The following is a 23,520-nucleotide window of genomic DNA, read 5'->3' as shown; positions in this document are numbered from 1 at the left end:
TTCACAAGATGGGCGGTCCCGTAACTACGGGACNNACGCCCCCCCCCCCCCCCCCCCCCCCCCCCCCTCGCTCTTATATAACTTCCTGATATAAGTCCAAATATTGTTGTGCCGAATGTTTCCAGCTGTAATCGCCTTGCAAAGCGCGCCGCATGAGCTTATCGCGAACCTCCGTGTTTCTCCATACGGATAATGCGCGACGAACCGTATACAGCATGTCTCCGCTGTTATAAGGCCCAAACGAAAAGCCGTTGCCTTCCCCCGTCGAATCCTGATAACTGTGTACCGTATCCCTAAGACCGCCCGTCTCGCGGACAATGGGCAGGCTGCCGTACCGCAGCGCGAGCAGCTGGCTGATTCCGCAAGGCTCGAATTGCGACGGCATTAGAAACAAGTCCGATCCGGCATAAATGCGGCGGGCAAGGCCGTCGTCAAAGCCAATATAAGAGACCATTGCGCCTGTGTGACGATGCTCCGCTTCACGGAATAAATACTCCAAATACGGATCTCCCGTACCAAGCAGAGCAAGCTGGACATTCTCCGTATGCATCAGCTCGTCTAGCCGCTCCAGCACAAGCGGAAGTCCTTTCTGATCCATTAGCCTGCCAACCATGCCGATGATCGGTACGTCGGCATCTTCGTTCAAGCCAAGCTCCCACTGCAGCGCCGTTTTGCAGACCAGCTTGGCTTCCGGCGATACGGCCGAATAGCGGGCTTGCAACTGCGAATCGGATGCCGGATCGTACAGGGCATCGTCGATGCCGTTTACGATGCCGACCAGACTCTCGCCACGGCTTCGCAACACGCCTTCCATTCCGCACCCATATTCAGTCGTCGTAATTTCCCGCGCATAAGACGGACTTACGGTTGTAACCCGGTCGGAGAGCTGAATGCCTGCTTTCATAAAACTAACCGAACCGCGAAACTCCACATGATCATAACTCAAATAATGAGGTGGCAATCCAAACAAATCCCCAAGCACCTGCGGAGAATAATTGCCTTGATATTGCAAGTTATGAATTGTAAACACCGTCTTTATATGTGCGTATTCCTGCCGCCAGCTATAATGATGGCGCAGCAGCGCCGGAATCATGCCGGTATGCCAGTCATGCCCGTGGATGATGTCCGGCCAGTAACCGATTGCATACAAGGATTCCAGCGCAGCCCGGCATAAGAACGCAAACCGCTCGCCATCGTCGTCTTGTCCGTACGCGGAACCTCTATTGAAATACTGCTCGTTATCTAGAAAATAATAAATAACTCCTTCTTGCTCAAGCTCCTTAATTCCGCAATACGCGTAACGCCAGCCGACCTGAACCCGGATCTCCGCAATCGTCTTCATCTCCGTTCGATAACGATCCGGTATGGATGTATAGAGCGGCAACATAACGCGTACTTCTGCCCCAAGCTGCTTAATCTCGCCCGGCAAGGCGCCCAGCACGTCGCCAAGTCCGCCTGTCTTCAGAAACGGGGCGCATTCCGCCCCTACGAATAATATTTTCAATTGCGTTCTCTCCTTTGCAGCTTAAGCTTCCACTGTGGCAATCCGTTCCCTCTGCCGGCCGCGGCGCTTACCAGGCAATTCCAGTTCCGCCTCCTTGTGCAAGGTCAACGGCTCAGTCTCTACACGTACCGAAGCCCGGGACTCCTTCTCCCGCTTCACAATAACGACCGATAGCGGAGGAAGCGGAATCTCAATGCTATGTTTCCGGCCATGCCAGATCACGGGCTCCGACCCCACGACTGTTCCTTCAGCGGCTGCAAGCTCCATAAATCCGGCGCCTCCGTAAGAAGGACTGTCGCTGTTGAGCAATATTTTATACCCGCCTTGGCTTGGAACGCCAACCCGGTAACCGGCATGGGCATGCGTATGAAAATTACAAAGAACAATTAGCGATTCTCCATTTGCCCTGCCTTTGCGCCTATACACAATAACGCTTTGCCCCTCGTCGCGGAAGTCGATCCATTCAAACCCTTTTGGCGAGGAATCAAGCTGCCATAACGAGCGCTGCTCGAGATAAAGCCGATTAAGCGTACGCACATAGCTTTGCAGCTTGCCGTGCTGCTCGTAGGCGAGCAGCAGCCAGTCCAGCTCCGCCTCGTCACGCCATTCGATGAACTGGCCAAACTCGCCGCCCATGAACAGCAGCTTTTTGCCCGGATGCGTCATCATATAGCCAAACAGCAGGCGGAGCCCCGCGAATTTCTCTTCATAACTACCGGGCATTTTATCGAGCAATGACTTCTTGCCATGGACAACTTCATCATGAGATAACGGCAACGCATACCTCTCGTCAAACGCATACCAAATCGGAAACGTGAGCAGTCCGTGTTTGCCGCTCCTTGCCTCCGGCGGCAGGGCAAAATAGTTGAGCGTGTCGTTCATCCAGCCCATGTTCCATTTGTGGGTGAAGCCAAGTCCTCCCTGCTCGGCCGGCGTAGTCACGCCGGGGAACGCATGGGATTCCTCAGCCATCATAAGCGCATTAGGAAAACGATCCAGAACTGCCGCATTCAGCTTCCGCAAGAAAGCAGCCGCCTCCAAATTTTCTCTGCCGCCATGGCGGTTCGGCCGCCAACGTCCTTCGGGACGGTCGAAATCCCGGAATAACATGCTCGTAACCGCATCTACCCGCAAACCGTCAATATGGTACGCGTCCATCCAAAAGAGAGCATTCGATATTAAATACCCGGTCACTTCCGGCTTCTCATAATCAAAAGCAAGCGTCCCCCATTGTTCCTTCTCCGCAATCAGCGGATCCGCATGTTCAAATAACGGACTACCGTCAAATTGACGAAGACCAGGCGCATCCTTCGCGAAATGGCCAGGCACCCAGTCCAATATGACGCCAATTCCGAGACCGTGACAGCGGTCTACAAAAGCCATCAGTTGCTGAGGTTCTCCATACCGGCTTGTCGCCGCATAAAAGCCCGTCCCCTGATAGCCCCAGGAACGGTCATACGGATGTTCCGCAAGCGGCATCAGCTCGATATGGGTGTAGCCCATATCCGCCGCGTATGCGGGCAGCTCCTCCGCCAGCTCTTCGTACGTATACAGCCTACCGTCCGCATGTCGTCTCCAAGTGCCGGCATGTACTTCATAAATATTGAGAGGCTGATTAAATAGAGGCTTTTGCCTACGTCGCCACAATTTATCCTGCCATTCGTAACCTTCAAGCGAGCCGACGACCGAAGCCGTACGCGGCCGAACTTCAGCCTTAATCGCATACGGATCCGCCTTCAATTGCCGACTTCCCGTCTTTGTTTCTATATCGTATTTATATAAATCTCCCTCTTTAAAACCTTCAAGAAAACCGCTCCACAGGCCGAATTGACCGATCCTTTCCAATTCAAAGCCGACTTCCTTGAACCCGTTCCAGCTATTGCAGTTGGAAGCAATCGCCATACGCCTGGCATTTGGCGCCCATACGTTGAAGCGCACGCCGGACCTACCTTTCTCTTCGGTAAGATGCGCGCCCATTTTCCGGTAGCTTTCCAACCATGTTCCTTCATGGAATTGATAAATATCGTCTGCGTTTAGCTTTATGCTTCGTTTCAATATCTTCAACCTCCTCAAAAGAATTACCGCGCTTTTTGCGGTAATTCTTACTTCGTAAGCGTTACGTTTGCGGAAATTTACTTCGTAAGCAGTCACTTTAAATTTCCACGTACCCGCCATAAACACATTTCAGAATGTTTAATACCCGCTGCCATTTTTATTGAAACAGCTGTTTCAAAGGCTGAAACCTTCGTGTAAGCAATGGTACAAGGACATCCGATGATGGACACTAACCTAACTTGAGAAGCTTGGAGGAATATAAAATGCCACAGATGAATTGTATGGCTATGCTACTTGCGGGGGGCGAAGGCAAACGACTTGCCCCACTTACCGCTGCCCTTGCCAAACCGGTTGTACCGTTCGGAGAACGTTATCGCATGATTGATTTCCCGCTTAGCAATTGCATGAACTCCGGTATTCGCCATATCGGAGTTTTGACCCAATATCGCGCCGACACCGTTCATAACCATATCGGCGACGGCGGCGCTTGGTTAGATGCCGTACAAGCCAAACAGCTTGGCGAGATTGCCCTTCTGCCCGCTTCCGATACTTCTCCGGACAACTGCTATTCAGGAACGGCCGATGCGATCTACCGCAACCTCTCTTTTATCGAACAGCATAATCCGGAACATGTTCTGATCTTGTCCGGCGATCATATTTACCAAATGGACTATCGCCCGATGCTAGAGGCGCATATTCATAGCGGCGCGACAGCTACAATTGCCGTTAAGCGCGTACCGTGGCATGAAGCAAGCCGCTTTGGCATCCTAAATACGAATGAAGACTACAGTGTCGTTGAATTTGAGGAAAAACCGTCCCGCCCTAGAAGCAACCTGGCTTCAATGGGTATTTATATGTTCCGTACCGACAAGCTTAAGGAAGTATTGGCTAACGATGCTCGCAATCCTTCTTCCTCTCACGACTTTGGTAAAGATATTATACCAATGCTGCTGCAAGAAGGGGCAAATCTTACAGCTTATCCTTACGAAGGCTACTGGCGCGATGTCGGTACGGTTGATAGCTTGTGGGAAGCGCACATGGAACTGCTTGACGGCACGCTCCGGTTGGCCAAGCCAGAGTGGCCGCTTCAATCCGGTTATGTTCCGGCATTAAACCGCCAGCCTTATCGCCTTAATACCTCTGCGATCCCCCACGATTGTATCGTCGATCGGCAATGCCGATTTGAAGGAGTAGCTCAGCGCTCAGTTGTTTGCGCCGGAGCGGAGGTCGGCAGTGGCAGTCTCGTATACGAGAGCGTCATTATGCCCGGCGCTCGGATTGGCCGCAACGTCCGCATTCATAAGGCGATTATCGGCGAGAACGCTATTGTTGAAGACGGTGCCGTTATTGGCGCACCGCAAGCAGAGCGGATTGCCGTTATCGGTCCAGGCGAGCGTGTCGCCGCAGAGCGCAAGACGGTGTCCGCAAGCCGCGAGACTCTAGCCGCTTTGCTGACTGGAACCGGATCAAACCGTCTCGAACGCAAAGTTCTCAGCTATTAAATAGAACAAAGATAAACCCTTGGGGAATCCCCAAGGGTTTATCTTTGTTCACCTATGATTGCGCTGCCCACTCGGCTTCACGCTTAGCTTCGGCAGCAAGCTGTTTTCTATAGACGGTTCCGGACAGTAGGACGCTGATCTCATATAGAATAATAAGTGGGATCGCAACGAGACTATCTGACACGAAATCCGGCGGCGTTACGACAACCCCAATAAAAATCATTAAGAAATAAGCGATTCTCCTCATCTTGCGGAGCCGCAGCGGATTGAGAATCCGGATCGCCGTCAGAAACATAATAACAAGCGGCAGCTCAAACAAAAGGGATATCGGAATCAAAATATTAAACATAAACGAGAAGTATTGCGTGATCCCAATCGTCTCTTCCAAATTCAGATTGGCGGAGATTTTACGCGTGAAATGAAAGGCCAGCGGAAACACGACAAAATACGAAAACGAAAGGCCAATCAAAAACATAATCAGCGCAAAAGGGATGTATTTCAACGTTGCCCGCTGCTCGTTTGGTCTTAAGGCCGGCTTAACAAAGGCCCACAACTGGTATGCCGTAAACGGAATGGCGAGCAATAGGGCAATAACAAGAGCAAATTTCATATAGATGCCGATGCCGTCCCATAACGAGAAAGCATGCAATTGTAAACCTTTCGCCGGCTCCTGCTCCATAAGGAAGTTATATGCGGGCTCGGCGATAACGAGGCCAATAATAAGGCCGGTAACGATAACGATCAGCATGTAAATAATGCGCTTTCGCAGCTCGCCAAGATGTTCAAACAGCGGCATTAAGCCTTCTTCCCGAATTCGAGCCCGATCAAACGGCTGTTTGGAAGCTTCGTTTTGCGATGTGCTCACCTATAAGGGCCCCTTTCAGCAAAAAAGCGGGCCCGGTTAGTCCGGAAGCCGCTTCGTATCTACTTCGATATTTTCCGCACGGGTGACTTCAACCCGTTTGTTGTCTTTCTCGTCGTCCATTATATCTCTTGCCCCTGCTTTAAACTCTTTGAGCGTGCGTCCAAATGCACGGCCCAATTCAGGAAGCTTGTTTGGTCCAAACAATAGCAAAGCGACAATTGCGAGCAGTATAAATCCTGTTGCGCCTATACCTGACATCCTTGATCTTCCTCCTATTCATTATACGCATATGTATTTTACTAACAGTTGTTCAAACCACCATATCCCATACGAATAATGTCTTCTCTTTCGATCGTTTGACCAGCTAAAATACGAGGCAGCAGTACATCGAAGGAAGTGTACGGATCATGCATCACGCAACCCGGCAGTCCCATAATCGGCACGCCGTTCAGATAACCCATAAGTAACATCGAGCCGGGCAGCATCGGTGTGCCATAGCTGACGATTTCCGCTCCGGATGCTTTAATGGCGCCTGGTGTCCGGTCATCCGGATCAACAGACATTCCGCCAGTCACTAGTATCATATCATAACGTTGCTCTAGCAAATAGTGTATTTCCTTGACAATTATTTGTCGGTCATCGGGGGCGAATCGCTGCTCTCCAACCTCCGACCCAAACGCCTCGAGCTTAGCCCGCACGGCCGGTCCGAATTTATCTTGAATACGTCCGCCGTACACTTCGCCGCCGGTCGTAAGCAATCCCGCGCGAAGCTTGCGGAACGGAAGCACCCGAAGAGGAGCTTGACCTAGATGCGCTGCGCGATAAGCCTCGGCAAGCCTCTCTACTTCCTCTACCTTCGACCTTGCCACCGTAAGCGGAATGGCTCTAGTTGCGGCAAGCGGCCTTCCTTCTTGCACAACGCTATGCGTTTGCACGGTAGCCAAGGCAATCTCGCCTAATCCGTTAATCGCCTCTACCAGCGCCCGGTCAACTTCCGCAAGACCTAGCATCCGGGACTTCAAGCTGACTTTGCCTTCATGCGGCTCGGACAGCGATATTCCGTCTCCCGCGAGCGCTTTGGCCATGCGGATCGCCGCATCATCCTCATGCAGCTCGCTTTCGCCAAGCTCCATGATATAAATATGTTCCTTGCCGATATCCAGTAGGTTTGGAATATCTTCTTCCGTAATGACATGGCCTCTTTTGAATAAACGCCCTTTGAATTGTCCCGGTATAATCCGAGTCAGATCATGGGCAAGCCGTAAGCCAATCGCTTCCCGGACTGGCACTTCCTTTAGAATCGTCTCCGCTCCGCTCATTCATGATCACCATGCGTGCCTGTAATAATCTCGAGCGCATGCGGAAGCTGGTCCATTATAGCCATCAAACTCTCGTGTACGCCTTTAGGGCTGCCTGGCAAGTTAATGATCAGCGCTTGTCCGCGAATGCCGCATACCGCGCGTGATAACATCGCACGGCGGGTCTTCTGCAGCGCGCCGATTCGCATCGCCTCCGTAATGCCCGGCACCAGACGGTCAACAACCTTAAGCGTCGCTTCCGGCGTGACGTCTCTTGGCGCAAGCCCCGTACCGCCGGTTGTCAACACAAGATCGGCCTGATAATATTCCGTCATCTCAATCATGGCTGCGATAATCTCGTCTTGTTCGTCAGGCACGATCCGGTAGTCAACAATTTCCCCGCCGAGTTCTTCTTCAACCAGCTCGCGAATAACCTGTGCGCTAGTATCCTCACGCTCTCCGCGCGAGCCCTTGTCACTTGCCGTTAATATCGCTACTTTCCACCGCATCTATAATTCCTCCCATCCCTTATTGTTCATGGGTTATTCCATTTGATAGTCTCCGTTTTTGCCGCCGGTCTTCTGGGTCAAATACGTAGGACCAATGACCATATCCTTCTGCAGCGCCTTGCACATGTCGTACACGGTAAGTGCCGCAGCCGAAACAGCCGTTAAAGCTTCCATTTCCACGCCTGTCTTTCCGGTCGTTTTTACGGTTGCTTCAATATATAACTCATCGTTTCCGTTGTCCCCAAAAGTAACGTTGACACCGGTTAACGGGAGCGGATGGCACATCGGAATCCAGTCGGATGTTTTTTTCGCCGCCATAATCGCGGCAACCTGCGAGACTGCCAGCACATCGCCTTTGCCGATATTGCCTTCCTTAATCCGGGCTAGCGTTCCCGGATTCATCTTCACTTGCGTACGCGCGGTGGCTGTTCGTGCCGTAACTTCTTTGTCGCTAACATCAACCATCCGTGCCCGGCCTTGCTCATTGAAATGCGTTAGTTCCATCTATGAATCACCCCAAATTCTAGGTAAAAGTTCCGTTATCATGCCGTCCATCCGTTTGTCATGGGCTTGCATCGGAATCTCTTCCACCAGCTGATCCTCAAACGCGATGCCAAACCACATCACTTGCTTCGAATTGTCCTTCTGCTCAAGTTGAAGCCGCTCTGCGAAGCGGTCATAATAACCGCCGCCATAACCAAGCCGTCCGCCTTTGCGGTCAAAAGCAATGCCTGGCGTCACAACGAGCTCCGGCCTGTACGATTCCGGAAGCGTCCCGCATACATCGGGATCAGGTTCCAATATGCCGTATGCACCGGCTTTCAGTCCACCCCAGCTGCTTAACTTGTGAAGAGTCATCGAATGGTCCGCGGGATAACACTTCGGCACCGCAATCGCAATGCCTCTCTTCCAGCACCACTCAACAAGCGGCCGCGTATCCAGCTCGGAGCGAAAAGGAACATAACACATCACGCTTTTCACGCCATGCTTCTTGATCCAATCCGTTAAATGGCGGCAGGCCGCCAAAGACCGTCTTGAACGTTCATCCGGCGCAATGCCGTCACGAAGCTTCGTCATGGCTTTACGCAGCGACGTTTTATCGAAATCCATCGCATTTGACTGCTCATTCATTGTTTACGGCTCCCACGCATGCATATCGTATAAGTCAGTTATATTATAAAGTTATTATTCGTATCTCGTCACCAACTGTTGACGCAGTTATCACCTTGAATGTAGTTTACCATTGTTATGCAACTTTCGCCAATGTCGACAGCGGTTTGTGGTAATATATAATGAACGAGTCATTATTTGTTGGAGGTATTATTTATGCTGCTTCAAGTATCCAATATCAGTAAAAATTATGGCATAGACGTCATCTTATCCGATATAACGATGCAAGTTCTCGAACGGGAGCGGATTGGACTTGTTGGCGTTAACGGCGCCGGCAAATCCACGCTGCTCAAAATCATTGCCGGCGAGTTGTCTTATGACTCCGGGGCCATTCACAAAGCAAAAGAAACGCGTATCGGTTATCTGGCCCAAAACAGCGGCTTGCAATCGAACCGCACGATTGAACAGGAAATGCGCGCTGTCTTCTCCCATCTTACCGATGCCGAGAAAGAACTTCGCGACCTGGAGCAGCAAATTGCCGATCCGGCGCTGCATGACAATCCGAAACGTTACGAGGAAATACTTGACCGTTATTCCCGTAAATCCGACTGGTTCCGCGAACAAGGCGGTTTCGAGATCAACACCCGAATCAACAGCGTCCTTCACGGGATGGGATTTGGCCAGTTCCCGGCCGATACGATGATCAACACCTTAAGCGGCGGCCAAAAAACGCGTCTAGCGCTTGCCCGCATTTTGCTGCAGGCACCGGATTTGCTCATGCTCGACGAACCGACCAACTATTTGGACATTCCAACGCTGACTTGGCTCGAAGGTTATCTCCGCGGCTATTCCGGCGCTATTCTGGTTGTCTCCCATGACCGTTACTTCCTTGATGCGCTTGCAACGACGATCATAGAGATCGAGCGCCGAGCAGCCAAGCGTTATACGGGCAACTATAGCCGTTACATTGAACTGAAAGCGGCCGAATACGAATCCGATATGAAGCAATTCGAGAAGCAGCAAGACGAAATCGCCAAGATGGAGCAATTCATTCAGCGCAACATCGTCCGCGCCTCAACGACGAAACGGGCGCAAAGCCGCCGCAAGGCGCTTGAGAAGATGGACGTGCTGGATAGACCGCTTGGCGATCTGAAGAAAGCGCGTTTCTCTTTTGAAATCGAACGGCAAACGGGCAAAGACGTCCTCGACGTTGCCGACCTGTCCGTCAAGTTTCCGGAGAAGGACCGTCAGTTGTTCCAGCATGTATCCTTCCAACTGAGCCGTGGAGAAACCGTAGCCTTGATCGGTCCAAACGGGATCGGCAAATCAACACTGCTTAAAGTATTGGTTGGACAACGTGAACCTCAAACGGGCACAGTCCGCTGGGGATCCAACGTCAAGCTGGGTTACTATGATCAGGAGCAGACCGGACTTACTCCTTCCAACACCGTGCTGGAAGAAGTATGGGGTACTTACCCGCATATGGAGGAAGCCCGGATCCGCACGGTGCTTGGCAATTTCCTGTTCAGCGGAGAAGATGTTCTGAAACGCATCTCTTCCTTAAGCGGCGGGGAAAAAGCACGCGTATCCCTTGCCAAGCTGATGCTCGAGCAAGCAAACGTCCTCATTCTTGACGAACCTACCAACCATTTGGACTTGTTCAGCAAAGAGGTGCTTGAGTCTGCTCTGCTTGATTATGACGGAACGTTGCTCTTTATTTCCCATGACCGTTACTTCCTTAACAAAATGGCCGAACGGATTGTCGAATTAACTCCCGCAGGAACCGAGCATTTCCTAGGAAATTATGATGACATGATGGAAAAGAAAACCGAACTCGAGGAAGCGAAGCTGGAAGCTGCCGCCAAGCTAGCCAGCAAATCAAGCGGTCAGCCCGTTGTCGAAGCGCCTACTTCCTACGAATTGGATAAGCAAGCCAAGCGGGAAGAACGAAACCGCATTCGCAAGCTGGAACAGCTCGAACAAGAGATTGCGTCTCATGAAGAACAGATTGCCGAACTCGAAGTCCAATTAACGGATCCAGCTATCTTCAACGACTATATGGCCATTCAAGAGATTCAAGCCAAGATAGAAGGCAAACGCGCCTTGCTGAGCACGGCTTATGAGCAGTGGGAACAATTAAGCGAATAAGCATAACATCGTCCCGGTACAAGTCTAATCTTGTACCGGGACGTTTTTATTTAAATAGTTCTTCGGGCAACTGCCCCCTTCCCGAAACCACAATAGAAAAAAAAGATGCTTACACCATATAGGCGTAAGCATTGAGAGGGAAACCAAAAGTTAGGTGGTCTTGCATGGTCTTGCTTGGTCTTGCATGTGAATCGGGGGATTCGATTCTGCAGCAGAAGCGGCAGTAATCCCAATATAGGAAGACTTTCGTTCCTCGCCACAGGCGAGTCACGAGAAGTCGGGGTAAGCCTATTAAGTTAAAAATTGCTCCATGCGAATGAGTCCAAGCCGTTTGGCTTCTACAATCGCTTCCGATCTCGATCGGACACTTAGCTTCTCGAAAATGCGCGTAAGGTTATACTCAACCGTTCGCTGGCTCATATGAAGCTTGGCGGCAATATCCTTATTACTGCTGCCGTTGGCCACTTCCTGCAAAATATCCTGGTCCCGCTCATTAATGGAGACTTCTTCGATTGCTTTCTCCGCGCGGGTAATCTTCACTTCGTTCCGGCGGAGCTGCTTAAGCAGCGTAATTGGAATAACCGCTTCCCCGCGCATCGCGCAACGGATGTTGTTATGCAGCTGCTCCCTTGATACCGTCTTGGAAATAAAGCCGGATACGCCGCATTCAATCAGCAGGTTATAGTGGGTACTAATCTCATAACCGGTATAAATAAGAACTCTGCGGTCGGGATCCTGCTGAATGAGCCGTTTAGCGAGCTCGAGCCCGCTAATCCCCGGCATATTAAGGTCGCATAATATAATATCAAAAGGATCATGGTTAACGGCATCCAGCGCTTCCATGGCGGATAACACAACCGTCACTTTCATTTCGGGATCCTGTTCAATCATTGTTTTTGTTCCTTCGCCCACGGAAGGATGATCATCAACTAATAAGATACGAATCACGTAATAATCCCCTCTCCGAACGACCGGTCGTCATCGTCTCCGGCAAGTTGATTACAACTTCCAGCCCGCTTCCGCGCTTCGACCGGAACGTAATATCTCCTTCGAGACTCGCTACCCGCTCTTTAATGCCGGATAACCCCATATGTTCGAAGGATGCCTTCATATAATCAACATCCATCCCGATACCGTCATCCTTGTAACGGAAATAAATCTTGCCTTTCCGCTGTTCAAGTTCCAGAGTGACCCGATTCGCCTGCGCATGTTTGGCGGCGTTGCGGAGCAGCTCCTGGACGATCCGGTAAATGGCTGTAATTTGTTCCTCATTAAGCGGGTTATTGAACGGCCTAGGACGGAAATCAACGGCAAAGTTATCCCGCATCTGCGAATGTTCAACGATGGATTCGACCGCTTCAATGACTCCCATCTCTTTCAGGAGCGGCGGCCTGAGCTCATTGCAAGTCTCGCGGATCTGATGGATAACGTCGAGAAGACCTTCCTTAATTTCGTTCAGTTCATCGCCCAGCTTGTCCGATATGGGATAATCGTTCGTAACGCCTTCCAATTTGCGGTACCAGATCAATTGATCCTGAAGGGCAGAATCATGGAGATCGGCAGCAAGCTTCCTGCGTTCATTTTCCGACAAGCAGAACAACAACCGCAGAACCCAAGGCGCCGTTGTTTGTTCCTTGCGCACTTCCGATTCCAGGTCCTCGATCAGACCTTCAATCAAATACAGATTCTCGAAGACGATACTGGAGTAGTTAGCCAGCGTCTTCAGCCAACGCAGCTCGTCCGAGTTGAACCTCGTATGGTTGGTCTTTGAACCAATCCAAACGACATGGTACTTGGAACGCTGGCGGCCGATGACAAGTCCAATGCCATGAGGCAACTCCACCATCTCGCCGACCTGCAGCGATTCCGCCACCTGAAGAAGGAATAAGGAGGTTCCTTTCTCCTCATCGGATTCACCAAGCTTATGTACGGCACCGTCCGCTTGATCAACGAGTACAAAATCGATGCGGTTCACCGGAAGGAGTTCGCTGATCTCCTGCTTAAGCACGGCTTCCAAATCCGTGCTCTTCATCACGGTTGCAACCTTGCGGGAGAAGCGGTCCAGACTGTCCTGATAGCTATACATGGCCTTGAACAGCCTTGGACGGAACTTATGGTCGATTTGCTCCTTGGTGTACAGGAACAGCGTCATCAGGACATAGGACGACAAGAAAATCTGGGTGTAACCGATCCACGAAATGTCAGCCTTTCCGTTCAACACGCCGATAATGGCAAGCGTCAGCAGCAAAGCCGGCACCGCAGACAAAAGCGTATAATATTTAAACCTTGTTAGGATAAAGTCAATGTCAAAGAGCTGATTGGAAGTTAACAGGTAAAAATAAACGATCGGCAGTACAAACAAAAACAAAGACGTAAAAGCTGCCGGTAAAATTTGCCCTCCGCCAATAAATAGCGGCAACAAGTTCATCGCCGTAAACGGCGTAAAAGCAACGATATGCGAAACAAGCGTAATTTTGAATAACGAATTAAACTTTGTATTTCGGTATTGCAAGTACTTGCGGACTAACTGATAGATACAAATAAAATTACCGACAATCAAAGTTCCGTAATAGAGCATCCGTATGTACACAAATGCGTCGTTGGAAATAAGATCCGTCCATACATACAACAGCATGCCGAGTTCAACTACGCCAAATGCGCTTAACATCGAGATTAATCCGGACTTGCTTATAAACACGACATTGTACCGTTTCATATACTGATTCATGAATTGAAGGAAAATGATAGGTACGGATGGCAATACAAAATATATAATCGAAAATCCAACGGGATCGCTTCGATAGGACGCTGCGGAAGAATAGTAGCATAGTCCAATCGTTGCAAAAAACAGCATTAACATCAAAGCAGCAATGTCATTTTTCCTTTTCGAATAAAGAAAAGAAGAAAACCCTGCGAACAGGATCAGCGAGATAAGCGGTATGTATAGCTGAATAAACAGTTCCCAACTGGAATGATCGCCGTACCAGCCCCGGTTAAACACTATCAACTGTTGCTCCTTGCTGCTATGCTCCACAAGCACGGAATCGGATTTCTCGATGGAGAAAAACTTCTTCACATTGCTATATTCACCTGCCGGCGCACCATTTACGGAAATGATTTTGTCGCCGACCATTATGCCCTTGCTTACTGCTTGTCCGGCAGGCTCGAGAGCTTTCACGAGATAATCTCCCTTTGAACCTTCTACCAATTCAACGCCTATGAAAGGCTCCTTGATAATCGTGAGGGTCAAATAGAGCAAAATGACGAGAAATGCAATCAGGAAGAGAGGTGCTGAAATTCTATATGATCGGTTTGCCATCGTCTAGTCTCCTCCTGCACGCCCATGAAGTCGTTTACTGACTACAATTAGCCCCAAACAGCCAGCGTGTAATTGCCTTTTTTCTCGTCCTGATTCTTCAACGCGTCTTGGAGTGCTTTGTGCTCAGCTGCGGATACGCCAGCCAGTTGAAGCTGTCCACCCATCACCATCGACATTTTTTCTTTGCTTGCGGCAAGCGTACGGATAGCATCTTTTAACATTTGAAATCCTCCTCTGCTATATTAGAATCAAATCTGATTCTAATATAGCAGGAAATCTTTCGACAGCAAACGCCAATCTCTCCCGTATTTCCCGCAACTCTCATTGCGGTCTGTGTAACAAGACTCTAGCTAGAGAAGATTTGCAGGAGTTTTTCCTTAGCTGATGCGGCCTCCGGCACCTCATCCAGCAGCTCTTGGAACCGGTTGAAGTGCATCCTCATGCGCACCGATCCATATAGCGCCGCCCCGCTCCTGTCGAATGCTTCCTCCAGCATCCGCTGCCTGCCCGCGATGTCTTCCGATTGCTGCCTGCCTTCGAAATAGTCCTTAATCCATAGATCCTGCTCCGCTATTTCCTCCAACAGAAACAAGGTCAGGAGGGTCTTTTTGCGCAGAAGGAAATCATTCTTATCATCCCAACGGACCAGGTCTCGAATATCATTTTTAATTTGAGCCGCCATACCTACTTCTTCGGCATATTGCGCGACGATAGGATGCCACTCCTTGCCCGCAAGCATGACTCCGGTCATGCAAGCCATTACAATTAGCGCAGCCGATTTATGCTGAACCATGAACATGTAAGAATCTTCATCCGTTACCGCATTCATTAAGTCGAGCATCTGCCCGTTGGCTGCTTTGAGCAACTGGCCGTTCATCATATGAGCAACCCTGATCAGGGCAGCTTGTCCAAACTCCAGTTCGAGCATCGCCTGCTGCGAAAGAACTAGAAAGGAAGCAGCGGTGTGCATCGCAGCGGCCGCCGGCACTTGAGACCAAACCTGGTGCGGCGCATCTCCGTCTTGCAAATCATCCAATATGTCAGACGCGAGAATAAACAACTCAATTGCTGCCGCAGCCTGATAAATCTGTTCAGAGCTTCCCCCGAACATCCGGTAATGGAGCACGGTCAAAAGGCCGAATCTCATCGATTCGGCCTGCTTTTCCCGTATAAAATTACGGGCATAGCCGCAAAGCGGCTCCGTAGTAAAATATTTATCCGAAATCCGCATCATTTCTTGCCCGATCATAGGCACTAAGTCTTCCATCGTCTGACCTCCGTCATGGTAGTGTCATCCCTATCTTATACGATGGAAGAAAATGCCGGCAACTATTCGCACCAGCTTGTCGTTATTTCGCCCCTTTCGCTTATGAGATATTTGTTTGGATTGTGGTTGTTGAACAATCTCCTCCCCATTTAATTTATCGAGCAGCATAGCAATCATCTCCATGCGCTTCTCTATCACCTGGCTTCGATGAATTGACGGACTTTCGTTGATGTCGTCTCTGGGATCCATATGTACAAAAGTCCTCCTTCAAACTAGGCCGGATCATTCAGGTAAGGTTACATTTCCGCATAAGCGAAATGCACGTATACGCCTTCCATGGAAAAACAGCCTTCTGGAATTTGGGAGATAAGCTGCTGAGGGGAGTCGCATTTGACAATGTCTCCTTTGCGAAGCACGGCAATACGATCGCAATTACGCTGCATTTCCCCCATGTCATGGGATGCCATCACGATGGTTTTGCCCTGACTCTTCAGCTTCATGAGCAAAGACCAATAATCCGCTCTGGCCTGTTTGTCGAGACCTGTTGTCGGCTCGTCCAGAAATATAATCTCCGGATCATTCACCAGGGCAAAAGCAAGCGCGATGCGTTGCTGCCAGCCGCCAGACAAACGCTTAACCGGCTTGTTGACATAGGGCTCCAGTTCCAGATCCTCGATAATGCGGTCAATATCATTTTGTCTCAAATAAAACGATTGAAATAGTTCCAGCGATTCACGGACCGTCAAGTTGTCTACGAGTGAATTACTGTACATATGCATGCCGATATATTCTTTCAGCTGCTTGGCTTCCATTGTCGCATCCATGCCAAGTACTTCTATTGTGCCTTGATCCGGTCTGCGGAGTCCCATAAGCATTTCCAGCAAGGTTGTTTTGCCTGAACCGCTTGTACCGATAATACCAAACAACTCACCCTTGTTTACTTCAAAGGAAACTTCGTTTAACGCGTTATATGGACCGTAGCATTTGCAGATCGAGCTTACTTGAATAACCGTCTGAGCGTTCACTGTAGTTCTCCTCCATTCAGGCCGGAATGCCTATACGCCGGAACATGATCTAGTAATTTAACCTTAACCGATGTTGTAAGTGTTTTCACCGAAAACCGTATTGCAGTATCACGCAATTTTATTGCGGTAGCGCAAAAGACCCACAACCGAAAGTAACTCAAATGCCCGAGAGCGCAAAATACGTTTCACGAAGCAAAAAAATGCCCGAAAGCGCAAAATACGCTTCAAGAAGCAAAAAATGCCCGAAAGCGCAAAATACGCTTCAAGAAGCAAAAATGCCCGAAATCGCAAAATACGCGCTTTCGGGCTAACTGTCCACGTTTTCCACAGATTTATCCACATAAATCCTCGAATTGTTAGTTAATTCTGTCGATAACAAAGTGTTATTTGTAAAGGTTAATGTCACTAATTACTTACAAAAGCTTCCTACTCCCATATTCTATCCACGTTATCCACATTATCCACAGGGGGCTGTGCAAAAACTATCCACTACTTGCACGCAATTTTATTCACAGGAAGAATGTTGGTTTTATCCGGTTTTTTCCTCTTATGCACAACCATCGTTTTTTTGTGGATAAGCTTTCCAACTAGACGGCGTTGTTCTCGGCTACGCGTTTCCTGCCCGTCATAACCGCCTGATTGCAAGCTCCGACATACGCTTGAGCTGCCGCATAAATGATGTCCTTATGGATAGACGTACCGCGGAACCGTTCGCCGTCTATAATGATGCTCACCACGGCTTCGCCATGTGCGTCCTCTCCCGTTGATAACGAATGCAGCTCGAGATCTTCGAATTGCGCAGCCACCGGGATCGCTTGTTGAATACAATGGATAACGGCCTCGAGCGGCCCTTCTCCCATACCTGAATAGGATCGTTCCATACCGTCCTCGCCGTCACGGATCGTTACGGAAGCAATACGCGACTTCTGGCTGCCGGCCAATACTTGCAGATCCACCAGCTTGTAAGGGTCCGGCTGTGTCTCCGTCATTTCGCCGGCAATGCGGATCAACTCATCATCGGTCACGATTTTTTTCTCGTCGGCCACTTGCTTGAAGCGGTTGTAGACATCCACGAGTTCATGATCCGCTACCGTGATGCCATATTCGGACAAGCGGTGTTTAATCGCGTGACGTCCCGAGTGACGGCCCAGAATGATCATGCTGCGGGAGATCCCCATCGCTTCAGGATCCATAATCTCGTAAGTATTCCGGTTCTTCAGCAAGCCGTCCTGATGGATGCCGGATTCATGTTGGAACGCATTGCGGCCTACGATCGGCTTGTTGTAAGCAATCGGATAATGCATTGCACGGCTGACCATATGGGAAGTTGTATAAATCTCGCTCTGCTGGATATTGGTCTCGATTTGCAACGCGGATTTACGAGTCTCGATCAGCATCGCCAGCTCCTCGAGCGAGCAGTTGCCGGCCCGTTCCCCAACACCGTTGACCGTTACCTCTACTTGCGTCGCCCCGGCTTCCACGGCTGCCAGGCTATTCGCAACCGCCATGCCCAAATCGTTATGGTTATGCGTGCTGTAACGAACCTTGTCTCCGCCACGCGCCCCATTGCGCACCGACGTGAACAGCTGAGCCATCTCGATAGGCAAAGCGTAACCTAATGTGTCCGGCAGATTAATAATGGTAGCACCGGATTCAATCGCAGCTTCGGCCAACTCAATAACATAATCCCGGTCCGAGCGGGTAGAATCCATTAACGCGAATTGGATTTCGTCTACAAACTGCTTCGCATAAGAGATCATATCCTTCGCAATCTGAACAACTTCCGCGCGGGTTTTGCGGATCTGATGGCTCAGATGAATATCCGAAGAAGAGATAAACAGGTGGAGACGCCGCTTTGCCGCATCTTCGGTAGCCTTAACGGCCGCATCGATATCGACTTTCACCGCGCGCGCAAAACCGCAAATCTCTACGTTCTGCAGCTCGCGTGAAATTTGCTGAATAGCCGCGAACTCGCCTGGACTCGAAATCGCAAAACCCGGCTCAATAACGTCAATGCCAAGCTTCGCCAGCTGGCGGGCAATAATAATTTTGCGTTCCGGTTCGATCGATGCGCCAGGCGACTGCTCGCCGTCACGTAATGTTGTATCAAAAATTTGAATTTTTCTCATGGGAAACCCCTCCGTTTTTAAGGTGATTGGACAATAGAAAAAGCCTGTCGTCTCTTGTAATCAAGAGACGACAGGCTTCATAGTGAGCTGCCGTGGTACCACTCTCATTGGCCGGATCCATTCATGAAGCGGCCGCTAGCGCGCAAGGCACAGGCTAAGCTATTGCTTCATGCGGGTCCGACCCGCTTGAACACCCGATGACGGAGGTATGCCGTAACGATGTACTTGCCTGTCGTCGATTGCTGCGCATGAGCAATTGACCGGCCTCCACCATTCCGCTCCCAGGCGAGTTCAAGCATAAGCTTCGACTGCGTCGCACCACCCCGCAGCTCTCTGCAGCGCCGATTGTTCTAACGAACTTCCAACCGCGCTGTGTTTCCGCTATCCTGCTTTACTATTCCTGATCTAAGCGTTTTGTATATGAATTATCGTTTGTTAATTCGTAAGTAAACACGCTGCCAAACCTAGTTCAAAAACCAAAAAAGCCTGTCGTCTCTTGAAATCAAGAGACGACAGGCTATCATAAACCTGCGCGGTACCACCCTTGTTGACATCTTCTTCTGATTAACTTCCTCAGCTTCGAATGTCCACCTTAGGCACATTGCCAATTCCGGATGTTGACAATGCGCACCCTGTTACGGGGGTTAACCGTAGCGTCGTACATACGGGCTATCCATGGCCAGCCGCATATTTCCGACGTTCCGCTCCCAGGCGAGTTTCAGGTATCCTTCGACTGCGTTGCACCTTCCCGCAGCTCTCTTAACCCGGATGATCCTTACTACTCCTGTTCTTTGCGTTTGCACAGTATGGAGTTTGAACTATTGGTACCCATTATATGCCTCGATAAATATTCTGTCAATTCCATCAAAAAATATTCTTGCGATTTAAGAAACGGACGGCTTCGCCCAGCCTTCCAGCGAGAAGTTCGGCTCGGCTTTCATGTCGAGCGATGTAAATTCGCCTTGCTGCCATTTCAAGAAAGCCGCAGCGCCAATCATTGCAGCGTTATCCGTACACAACTTGTGGGGAGGAACTAGCAGCGGTACGCCTTCTTTGTCGCAGCGGGCGGCAAGAGCCGCGCGGAGGCCGCGGTTAGCCGCCACGCCGCCGCATAATAGCAATTGCTTGGCGTCAAAGGCACGGACGGCGCGAAGCGCTTTTTCGACAAGCACTTCGGTGACCGATTCCTGGAAACCCCTTGCGAGCGCGCCTGCGTCCAAGGTCTCGCCTTTCATATTTGTCTGATTGATTACAGCCAGAACCGCTGATTTCAGACCGCTGAAGCTGAAGTCATAAGAACCTGGTTCCAGCCATGCGCGGGGCAATTCGATGACAGTCTCCGACTCCGAAGCTAATTTGTCGATATGTGGTCCACCGGGATATGGGAACTTCAGAGCCCGGGCCACTTTGTCGTAAGCCTCGCCAACCGCATCGTCCCGCGTACGTCCGATCATGCGGAAGTTGCCTTCGCTCTCCAGCAGGACAAGCTCCGTGTGGCCGCCGGATACAACTAGCGCCATGCACGGATACTCCAGCTCGTGAACAAGCTGGTTTGCATAGATATGGCCGGCGATATGATGCGTCCCAATAAACGGCAAATCCAGCGCCATGGCCAGGCTTTTGGCCGCTACGATGCCAACCAGAAGGGCGCCTACAAGTCCCGGCCCTTGCGTAACGGCTACTGCCGACATGTCTTTTAGCGTCAATCCCGACTCTTCTATTGCCTGCTCAATCATGAGCGTAATCACTTCAACATGCTTGCGCGACGCAATCTCAGGAACGACTCCGCCGAATTGTTTATGGACTTCGATTTGACTCGAAATAACATTTGATAATATATGTTTGCCGCCGCGAACGACTGCAACCGATGTTTCATCGCAGCTTGTTTCGATCGCCAAAATGACGGCATCTTGATTTGTTGTACTCACCATTCCTGCTCCTCTGCCGTAGGCCGGTAGACATTCAGATCCGCCCACATAATTAACGCGTCCTCGTTGTTATCCGAATAATAAGCCGGGCGAATACCGGCAGGCTTGAAGCCAAGCTTCCGGTACAAGCCTTGTGCAATCTCATTGGATACGCGTACCTCCAGCGTCATCTTGTTCGCGCCGAAATAAGCAGCCGTTCGCTGCAATTCTGTTAATAGACGCTCGCCAAGTCCAAGCCCCCGATGATCTGCACGTACGGCAATGTTAGTGACATGCGCTTCGTCCACGATAATCCACATGCCGCCGTAGCCGATAATTTGGCCTTCATTTTCCATGACCATGTAACGCGCAAACATATTGCTCGTCAGTTCGTTTTTGAAAGCTTCCGGCGTCCATGGGGTTGCAAAAGCCTCATGTTCAATAGCGACAATAGCGGGTACATCGTCCATTGTCATGGAACGGAATACAAGATCAGTCAACAACATCAGGACTTCGCCTCCCCCTGCTGCTTGGCCCGAAGATTCACTTCCGCTTCCGCCAGTTGCGTATAATTCGGCGTCAATCCGTGCGTATCGGCAATCTTGCCCTCATGTAGCCTAATACGTCCAAGCCACGCCACGGCTCGTCCTTCGAGTTCATAAGATAACAGGTGGACTTGAACCCCCATCTCTTCGCCCAATGATTTCAATCGCTCCGCTTCTTCGGCGTGAAGGGTCAAATCGCCGACTATCCAAATCCGTTTTAATTGCCCTTGCCGTTCAGCCGCTTCCCCGGCAATCCGATCGACCCAGTCATGCATCAGCCTTACGCCGTCTGCAGCAAAACAACTCCACTCGCCTTGAGCGGACAAGGCATAACCGCTTGTGTAGACTTGTCCCCGCCGGGCATCCATAATCGGGAGGATCCAATCCAATCCCGAATCCGCTTCATCCTTGGCAACCGCTCCGAACGAAGCGCCTGTAGCGTGATGCCAACCGCCATATGCAATAGCCTCTAAGCTTGATATGCTGATCAACGGTTTGTCCCATACCCATGCCAGCGTCTTGGCAGCCGCAACGGCAATTCGCATGCCCGTATAAGACCCGGGCCCACTCCCGACGGCAATCGCCCCGATATCGCTAGCCGTTACGCCGCATTGCTCCATCAGCTGTTTGACATGGGTAATCACGTGAACGGAATGGTTTCTTTCCGCCAACGACTGCATGTCCCCCAGGATGTTGTCTTTAGCCAATATCGCCGCCGCAAACGCGGCAGTGGATGTATCAAAAGCCAATAATGGTCCTTCGTTAAACTTGGTCATCGTCATTCCCTGCTCCCATCTCATTCCAAACCTCGCACCACGACCTGTACGGCTCGCCAATTCCGGTGATCCGAACAACCCGCTCTTCGCCGCCTTCATGCGAAATGTACATTTCGAGCCGATCCGGCGGCAGAAGTTCCTTAATTAAACTTGCCCACTCCACAATCGTTACGCCTTGGCCAAAGAAATAATCGTCAAGCCCCAGCTCGTCCGCTTCTTCCATTGACAGACGGTATACATCCATATGATAAAAGGGCATGGAAGCCCCATCGTATTCTTTAATAATGGTAAATGTCGGACTGTTAACCACACCCTCTACTCCAATCGCTTTTGCGAATTTTTGAGAGAAAGTTGTTTTGCCCGCCCCTAGATCTCCGTCTAGCGCAAGTACGGTACCCGGTTTCGCAAGTTTTGCGATACGCCTTGCTAATAAAGCTGTTTCTTGCTCGTTGCGAATAGTTAGAACAACTTGTCCTTGAATCGTCATCTTCTTCACCTGCTTGCTACTCAAAATGATTATAACCCTTCTTGGCCAGCCGCTGCCGCAGCTCGCCCTTCACCGTCTTGCGGATTAATTCCACTGCCGGAGTTCCGGCCGCTGTTTCCCCAATGATGTAAAAGGGCAGCCCTTCCGAATGGAAAGCCACCTGTGCCGCTGCTGCATCACCTAATTCCATCGAGCCCAGCAAGACGTAATCTTCGCCGCCGTATAACATCCATTCCAGCGGATCTATTCCTGCAGCTCCTGCATAAGCCGTCATACTGCCACTGCGCGGAAGCTGTTCTTCGAATAACGAAACGGCAAGTCCCGACGCTTCAGCAATCTCCCAAGCTTCGCTGGCTAGTCCATCGCTTACGTCATTAAGCGAATGGCAGGTTTCGCGCGCAAGAAGCAGCCGGCCGGCACGCACCGATGGCGCAGGGCGCTGGTGCGCCTGCACAAGCTGCGCCACGCGCTCCCCGGCAAGCGCGTCCGCGCCGCGTTCCCGCTGCGCGAGCAGGAAGTGCAAGCCGGCCGCGGACATGCCCACGGGGCCGGTCAGCACAACAGCGTCGCCGGGCTGAGCTCCCGAACGGCGCAGCGCTTTGCCCGCTTCGACGGCACCTGTCACCGTCACCGCGACAACAAGATGCTGGGGCGACGAGGTCGTGTCGCCGCCAATAATCGCTACGCCGTACTGGTCCGCGCACGCGTAGAGCCCGTCATAGAGCCGGCGCATTAGCTCCGGCCCAAGCTGGCGCGGCACGCTCACCGAGACGAGCGCCTGCAGAGGAACACCGCCCATTGCAGCGATATCGCTAATATTCGAAGCGAGCGCTTTGTAGCCGATATCCTCATAGGACATCGTGGTCTCATTGAAATGTACCGTCTCTACCATCGTGTCCATCGCCAAGACATATTCATACGGAGGAGTTACTCCGGCAATGGGAGCGGCAGGATCAATAAGCGCGGCATCGTCGCCTATGCCAAGCCGGACTCCGCGTTCCCGCTGCCATTCTTCGCTTTGCCGCCCCGAAGTCCAATGGCGGATGCTTGCAAATTCGTCCACTGCGAAAGTCT

The 23,520-nt window shown here is 50.8% G+C and carries 22 protein-coding genes; 2 read left to right on the top strand and 20 right to left on the bottom strand.

Annotated features, from left to right (window positions below; all coding sequences use genetic code 11):
- Positions 1 to 73: 73 nt before the first annotated feature.
- A complete protein-coding gene (gene glgA, locus QQK89_RS03310; protein ID WP_284237011.1) occupies positions 74 to 1,504 on the bottom strand; it encodes a glycogen synthase GlgA in 1,431 nt (476 codons plus the stop codon).
- A gap of 21 nt (positions 1,505 to 1,525) precedes the next feature.
- Entirely contained in the window at positions 1,526 to 3,559 is a 2,034-nt protein-coding gene (gene glgB / locus QQK89_RS03305; RefSeq protein ID WP_284237010.1) for a 1,4-alpha-glucan branching protein GlgB, read from the bottom strand.
- Between the two features lie 263 nt (positions 3,560 to 3,822).
- Between glgB and QQK89_RS03300 the strand changes: the two genes are divergently transcribed.
- Positions 3,823 to 5,061, top strand: a complete 1,239-nt coding sequence (locus tag QQK89_RS03300; protein WP_284237009.1) for a sugar phosphate nucleotidyltransferase — start codon at positions 3,823 to 3,825, stop codon at positions 5,059 to 5,061.
- A gap of 52 nt (positions 5,062 to 5,113) precedes the next feature.
- On the opposite strand, the gene tatC is transcribed toward QQK89_RS03300, so the two are convergent.
- From tatC to QQK89_RS03270, 6 genes are all read right to left on the bottom strand, one after another.
- Positions 5,114 to 5,857 (bottom strand): twin-arginine translocase subunit TatC, encoded by a 744-nt coding sequence (gene tatC, locus QQK89_RS03295; RefSeq protein ID WP_284237099.1) that lies wholly within the window; start codon positions 5,855 to 5,857, stop codon positions 5,114 to 5,116.
- Between the two features lie 105 nt (positions 5,858 to 5,962).
- Positions 5,963 to 6,184, bottom strand: coding sequence for a twin-arginine translocase TatA/TatE family subunit (locus QQK89_RS03290; protein ID WP_284237008.1), 222 nt, complete (start codon positions 6,182 to 6,184; stop codon positions 5,963 to 5,965).
- Positions 6,185 to 6,225: 41 nt separating this feature from the next.
- Positions 6,226 to 7,245, bottom strand: coding sequence for a molybdopterin-binding protein (locus QQK89_RS03285; RefSeq protein WP_284237007.1), 1,020 nt, complete (start codon positions 7,243 to 7,245; stop codon positions 6,226 to 6,228).
- Complete coding sequence (locus QQK89_RS03280; protein ID WP_284237006.1) at positions 7,242 to 7,733, bottom strand: MogA/MoaB family molybdenum cofactor biosynthesis protein; 492 nt, start codon at positions 7,731 to 7,733, stop codon at positions 7,242 to 7,244. The genes QQK89_RS03285 and QQK89_RS03280 overlap by 4 nt, the downstream gene beginning before the upstream one ends.
- A gap of 33 nt (positions 7,734 to 7,766) precedes the next feature.
- A complete protein-coding gene (moaC, locus tag QQK89_RS03275) occupies positions 7,767 to 8,237 on the bottom strand; it encodes a cyclic pyranopterin monophosphate synthase MoaC (RefSeq protein WP_284237005.1) in 471 nt (156 codons plus the stop codon).
- Positions 8,238 to 8,864, bottom strand: a complete 627-nt coding sequence (locus QQK89_RS03270; protein ID WP_284237004.1) for a 5-formyltetrahydrofolate cyclo-ligase — start codon at positions 8,862 to 8,864, stop codon at positions 8,238 to 8,240. It abuts the gene before it with no gap.
- A gap of 195 nt (positions 8,865 to 9,059) precedes the next feature.
- Between QQK89_RS03270 and QQK89_RS03265 the strand changes: the two genes are divergently transcribed.
- Positions 9,060 to 10,991, top strand: a complete 1,932-nt coding sequence (locus QQK89_RS03265) for an ABC-F family ATP-binding cassette domain-containing protein (protein ID WP_284237003.1) — start codon at positions 9,060 to 9,062, stop codon at positions 10,989 to 10,991.
- Between the two features lie 291 nt (positions 10,992 to 11,282).
- Here the strand turns inward: QQK89_RS03265 and QQK89_RS03260 are convergent, their stop codons facing one another.
- The 12 genes from QQK89_RS03260 to thiL form a co-directional block, all read right to left on the bottom strand.
- Positions 11,283 to 11,939: a response regulator gene (locus tag QQK89_RS03260; protein ID WP_251657210.1), complete on the bottom strand. Its 657-nt coding sequence runs from the start codon at positions 11,937 to 11,939 to the stop codon at positions 11,283 to 11,285.
- On the bottom strand, positions 11,917 to 14,310 hold the full coding sequence (locus QQK89_RS03255; RefSeq protein WP_284237002.1) for an ATP-binding protein: 2,394 nt from the start codon (positions 14,308 to 14,310) through the stop codon (positions 11,917 to 11,919). Before QQK89_RS03255 ends, QQK89_RS03260 begins: the two co-directional genes overlap by 23 nt.
- A 47-nt stretch (positions 14,311 to 14,357) precedes the next feature.
- Positions 14,358 to 14,531 carry a competence pheromone ComX gene (gene comX, locus QQK89_RS03250; RefSeq protein WP_175533060.1) on the bottom strand — a complete coding sequence of 58 codons (174 nt, stop codon included), beginning with the start codon at positions 14,529 to 14,531 and terminating at the stop codon, positions 14,358 to 14,360.
- Between the two features lie 125 nt (positions 14,532 to 14,656).
- Entirely contained in the window at positions 14,657 to 15,577 is a 921-nt protein-coding gene (locus QQK89_RS03245; protein WP_284237001.1) for a polyprenyl synthetase family protein, read from the bottom strand.
- 30 nt (positions 15,578 to 15,607) lie between these two features.
- The gene (locus QQK89_RS03240) at positions 15,608 to 15,826 is read right to left on the bottom strand and encodes a hypothetical protein (RefSeq protein WP_284237000.1); all 219 of its coding nucleotides are present in this window, start codon (positions 15,824 to 15,826) and stop codon (positions 15,608 to 15,610) included.
- Between the two features lie 47 nt (positions 15,827 to 15,873).
- Entirely contained in the window at positions 15,874 to 16,602 is a 729-nt protein-coding gene (locus QQK89_RS03235) for an ABC transporter ATP-binding protein (protein WP_284236998.1), read from the bottom strand.
- Positions 16,603 to 17,189: 587 nt separating this feature from the next.
- Positions 17,190 to 18,731 carry a 2-isopropylmalate synthase gene (locus tag QQK89_RS03230; RefSeq protein ID WP_284236997.1) on the bottom strand — a complete coding sequence of 514 codons (1,542 nt, stop codon included), beginning with the start codon at positions 18,729 to 18,731 and terminating at the stop codon, positions 17,190 to 17,192.
- Between the two features lie 884 nt (positions 18,732 to 19,615).
- Positions 19,616 to 20,662: a tRNA (adenosine(37)-N6)-threonylcarbamoyltransferase complex transferase subunit TsaD gene (tsaD, locus tag QQK89_RS03225; protein WP_284236996.1), complete on the bottom strand. Its 1,047-nt coding sequence runs from the start codon at positions 20,660 to 20,662 to the stop codon at positions 19,616 to 19,618.
- Complete coding sequence (gene rimI, locus QQK89_RS03220) at positions 20,656 to 21,144, bottom strand: ribosomal protein S18-alanine N-acetyltransferase (RefSeq protein WP_284236995.1); 489 nt, start codon at positions 21,142 to 21,144, stop codon at positions 20,656 to 20,658. Before rimI ends, tsaD begins: the two co-directional genes overlap by 7 nt.
- On the bottom strand, positions 21,144 to 21,959 hold the full coding sequence (tsaB, locus tag QQK89_RS03215) for a tRNA (adenosine(37)-N6)-threonylcarbamoyltransferase complex dimerization subunit type 1 TsaB (protein WP_284236994.1): 816 nt from the start codon (positions 21,957 to 21,959) through the stop codon (positions 21,144 to 21,146). Before tsaB ends, rimI begins: the two co-directional genes overlap by 1 nt.
- Positions 21,946 to 22,446 (bottom strand): tRNA (adenosine(37)-N6)-threonylcarbamoyltransferase complex ATPase subunit type 1 TsaE, encoded by a 501-nt coding sequence (tsaE, locus tag QQK89_RS03210; RefSeq protein ID WP_284237098.1) that lies wholly within the window; start codon positions 22,444 to 22,446, stop codon positions 21,946 to 21,948. Before tsaE ends, tsaB begins: the two co-directional genes overlap by 14 nt.
- A gap of 16 nt (positions 22,447 to 22,462) precedes the next feature.
- A complete protein-coding gene (gene thiL, locus QQK89_RS03205; RefSeq protein ID WP_284236993.1) occupies positions 22,463 to 23,509 on the bottom strand; it encodes a thiamine-phosphate kinase in 1,047 nt (348 codons plus the stop codon).
- Between the last annotated feature and the right edge of the window lie 11 nt (positions 23,510 to 23,520).

It is taken from the genome of Paenibacillus glycanilyticus (assembly GCF_030161375.1).
Classification (GTDB): domain Bacteria; phylum Bacillota; class Bacilli; order Paenibacillales; family Paenibacillaceae; genus Pristimantibacillus; species Pristimantibacillus glycanilyticus_B.
Note: the sequence above shows the minus strand (reverse complement) of the source record. Positions and strands in the feature narration are given on the sequence as shown.

What these genes read in the sequence shown, in the direction of transcription:
- QQK89_RS03300 (WP_284237009.1), top strand. Translation starts at nt 3,823, where the DNA reads ATGCCACAGATGAATTGTATGGCTATGCTACTTGCGGGGGGCGAAGGC.
- tatC (WP_284237099.1), bottom strand. Translation starts at nt 5,857, where the DNA reads ATGCCGCTGTTTGAACATCTTGGCGAGCTGCGAAAGCGCATTATTTAC.
- QQK89_RS03290 (WP_284237008.1), bottom strand. Translation starts at nt 6,184, where the DNA reads ATGTCAGGTATAGGCGCAACAGGATTTATACTGCTCGCAATTGTCGCT.
- QQK89_RS03285 (WP_284237007.1), bottom strand. Translation starts at nt 7,245, where the DNA reads ATGAGCGGAGCGGAGACGATTCTAAAGGAAGTGCCAGTCCGGGAAGCG.
- QQK89_RS03280 (WP_284237006.1), bottom strand. Translation starts at nt 7,733, where the DNA reads ATGCGGTGGAAAGTAGCGATATTAACGGCAAGTGACAAGGGCTCGCGC.
- moaC (WP_284237005.1), bottom strand. Translation starts at nt 8,237, where the DNA reads ATGGAACTAACGCATTTCAATGAGCAAGGCCGGGCACGGATGGTTGAT.
- QQK89_RS03270 (WP_284237004.1), bottom strand. Translation starts at nt 8,864, where the DNA reads ATGAATGAGCAGTCAAATGCGATGGATTTCGATAAAACGTCGCTGCGT.
- QQK89_RS03265 (WP_284237003.1), top strand. Translation starts at nt 9,060, where the DNA reads ATGCTGCTTCAAGTATCCAATATCAGTAAAAATTATGGCATAGACGTC.
- QQK89_RS03255 (WP_284237002.1), bottom strand. Translation starts at nt 14,310, where the DNA reads ATGGCAAACCGATCATATAGAATTTCAGCACCTCTCTTCCTGATTGCA.
- comX (WP_175533060.1), bottom strand. Translation starts at nt 14,531, where the DNA reads ATGTTAAAAGATGCTATCCGTACGCTTGCCGCAAGCAAAGAAAAAATG.
- QQK89_RS03245 (WP_284237001.1), bottom strand. Translation starts at nt 15,577, where the DNA reads ATGGAAGACTTAGTGCCTATGATCGGGCAAGAAATGATGCGGATTTCG.
- QQK89_RS03240 (WP_284237000.1), bottom strand. Translation starts at nt 15,826, where the DNA reads ATGGATCCCAGAGACGACATCAACGAAAGTCCGTCAATTCATCGAAGC.
- QQK89_RS03230 (WP_284236997.1), bottom strand. Translation starts at nt 18,731, where the DNA reads ATGAGAAAAATTCAAATTTTTGATACAACATTACGTGACGGCGAGCAG.
- tsaD (WP_284236996.1), bottom strand. Translation starts at nt 20,662, where the DNA reads ATGGTGAGTACAACAAATCAAGATGCCGTCATTTTGGCGATCGAAACA.
- rimI (WP_284236995.1), bottom strand. Translation starts at nt 21,144, where the DNA reads ATGTTGTTGACTGATCTTGTATTCCGTTCCATGACAATGGACGATGTA.
- tsaB (WP_284236994.1), bottom strand. Translation starts at nt 21,959, where the DNA reads ATGACCAAGTTTAACGAAGGACCATTATTGGCTTTTGATACATCCACT.
- tsaE (WP_284237098.1), bottom strand. Translation starts at nt 22,446, where the DNA reads ATGACGATTCAAGGACAAGTTGTTCTAACTATTCGCAACGAGCAAGAA.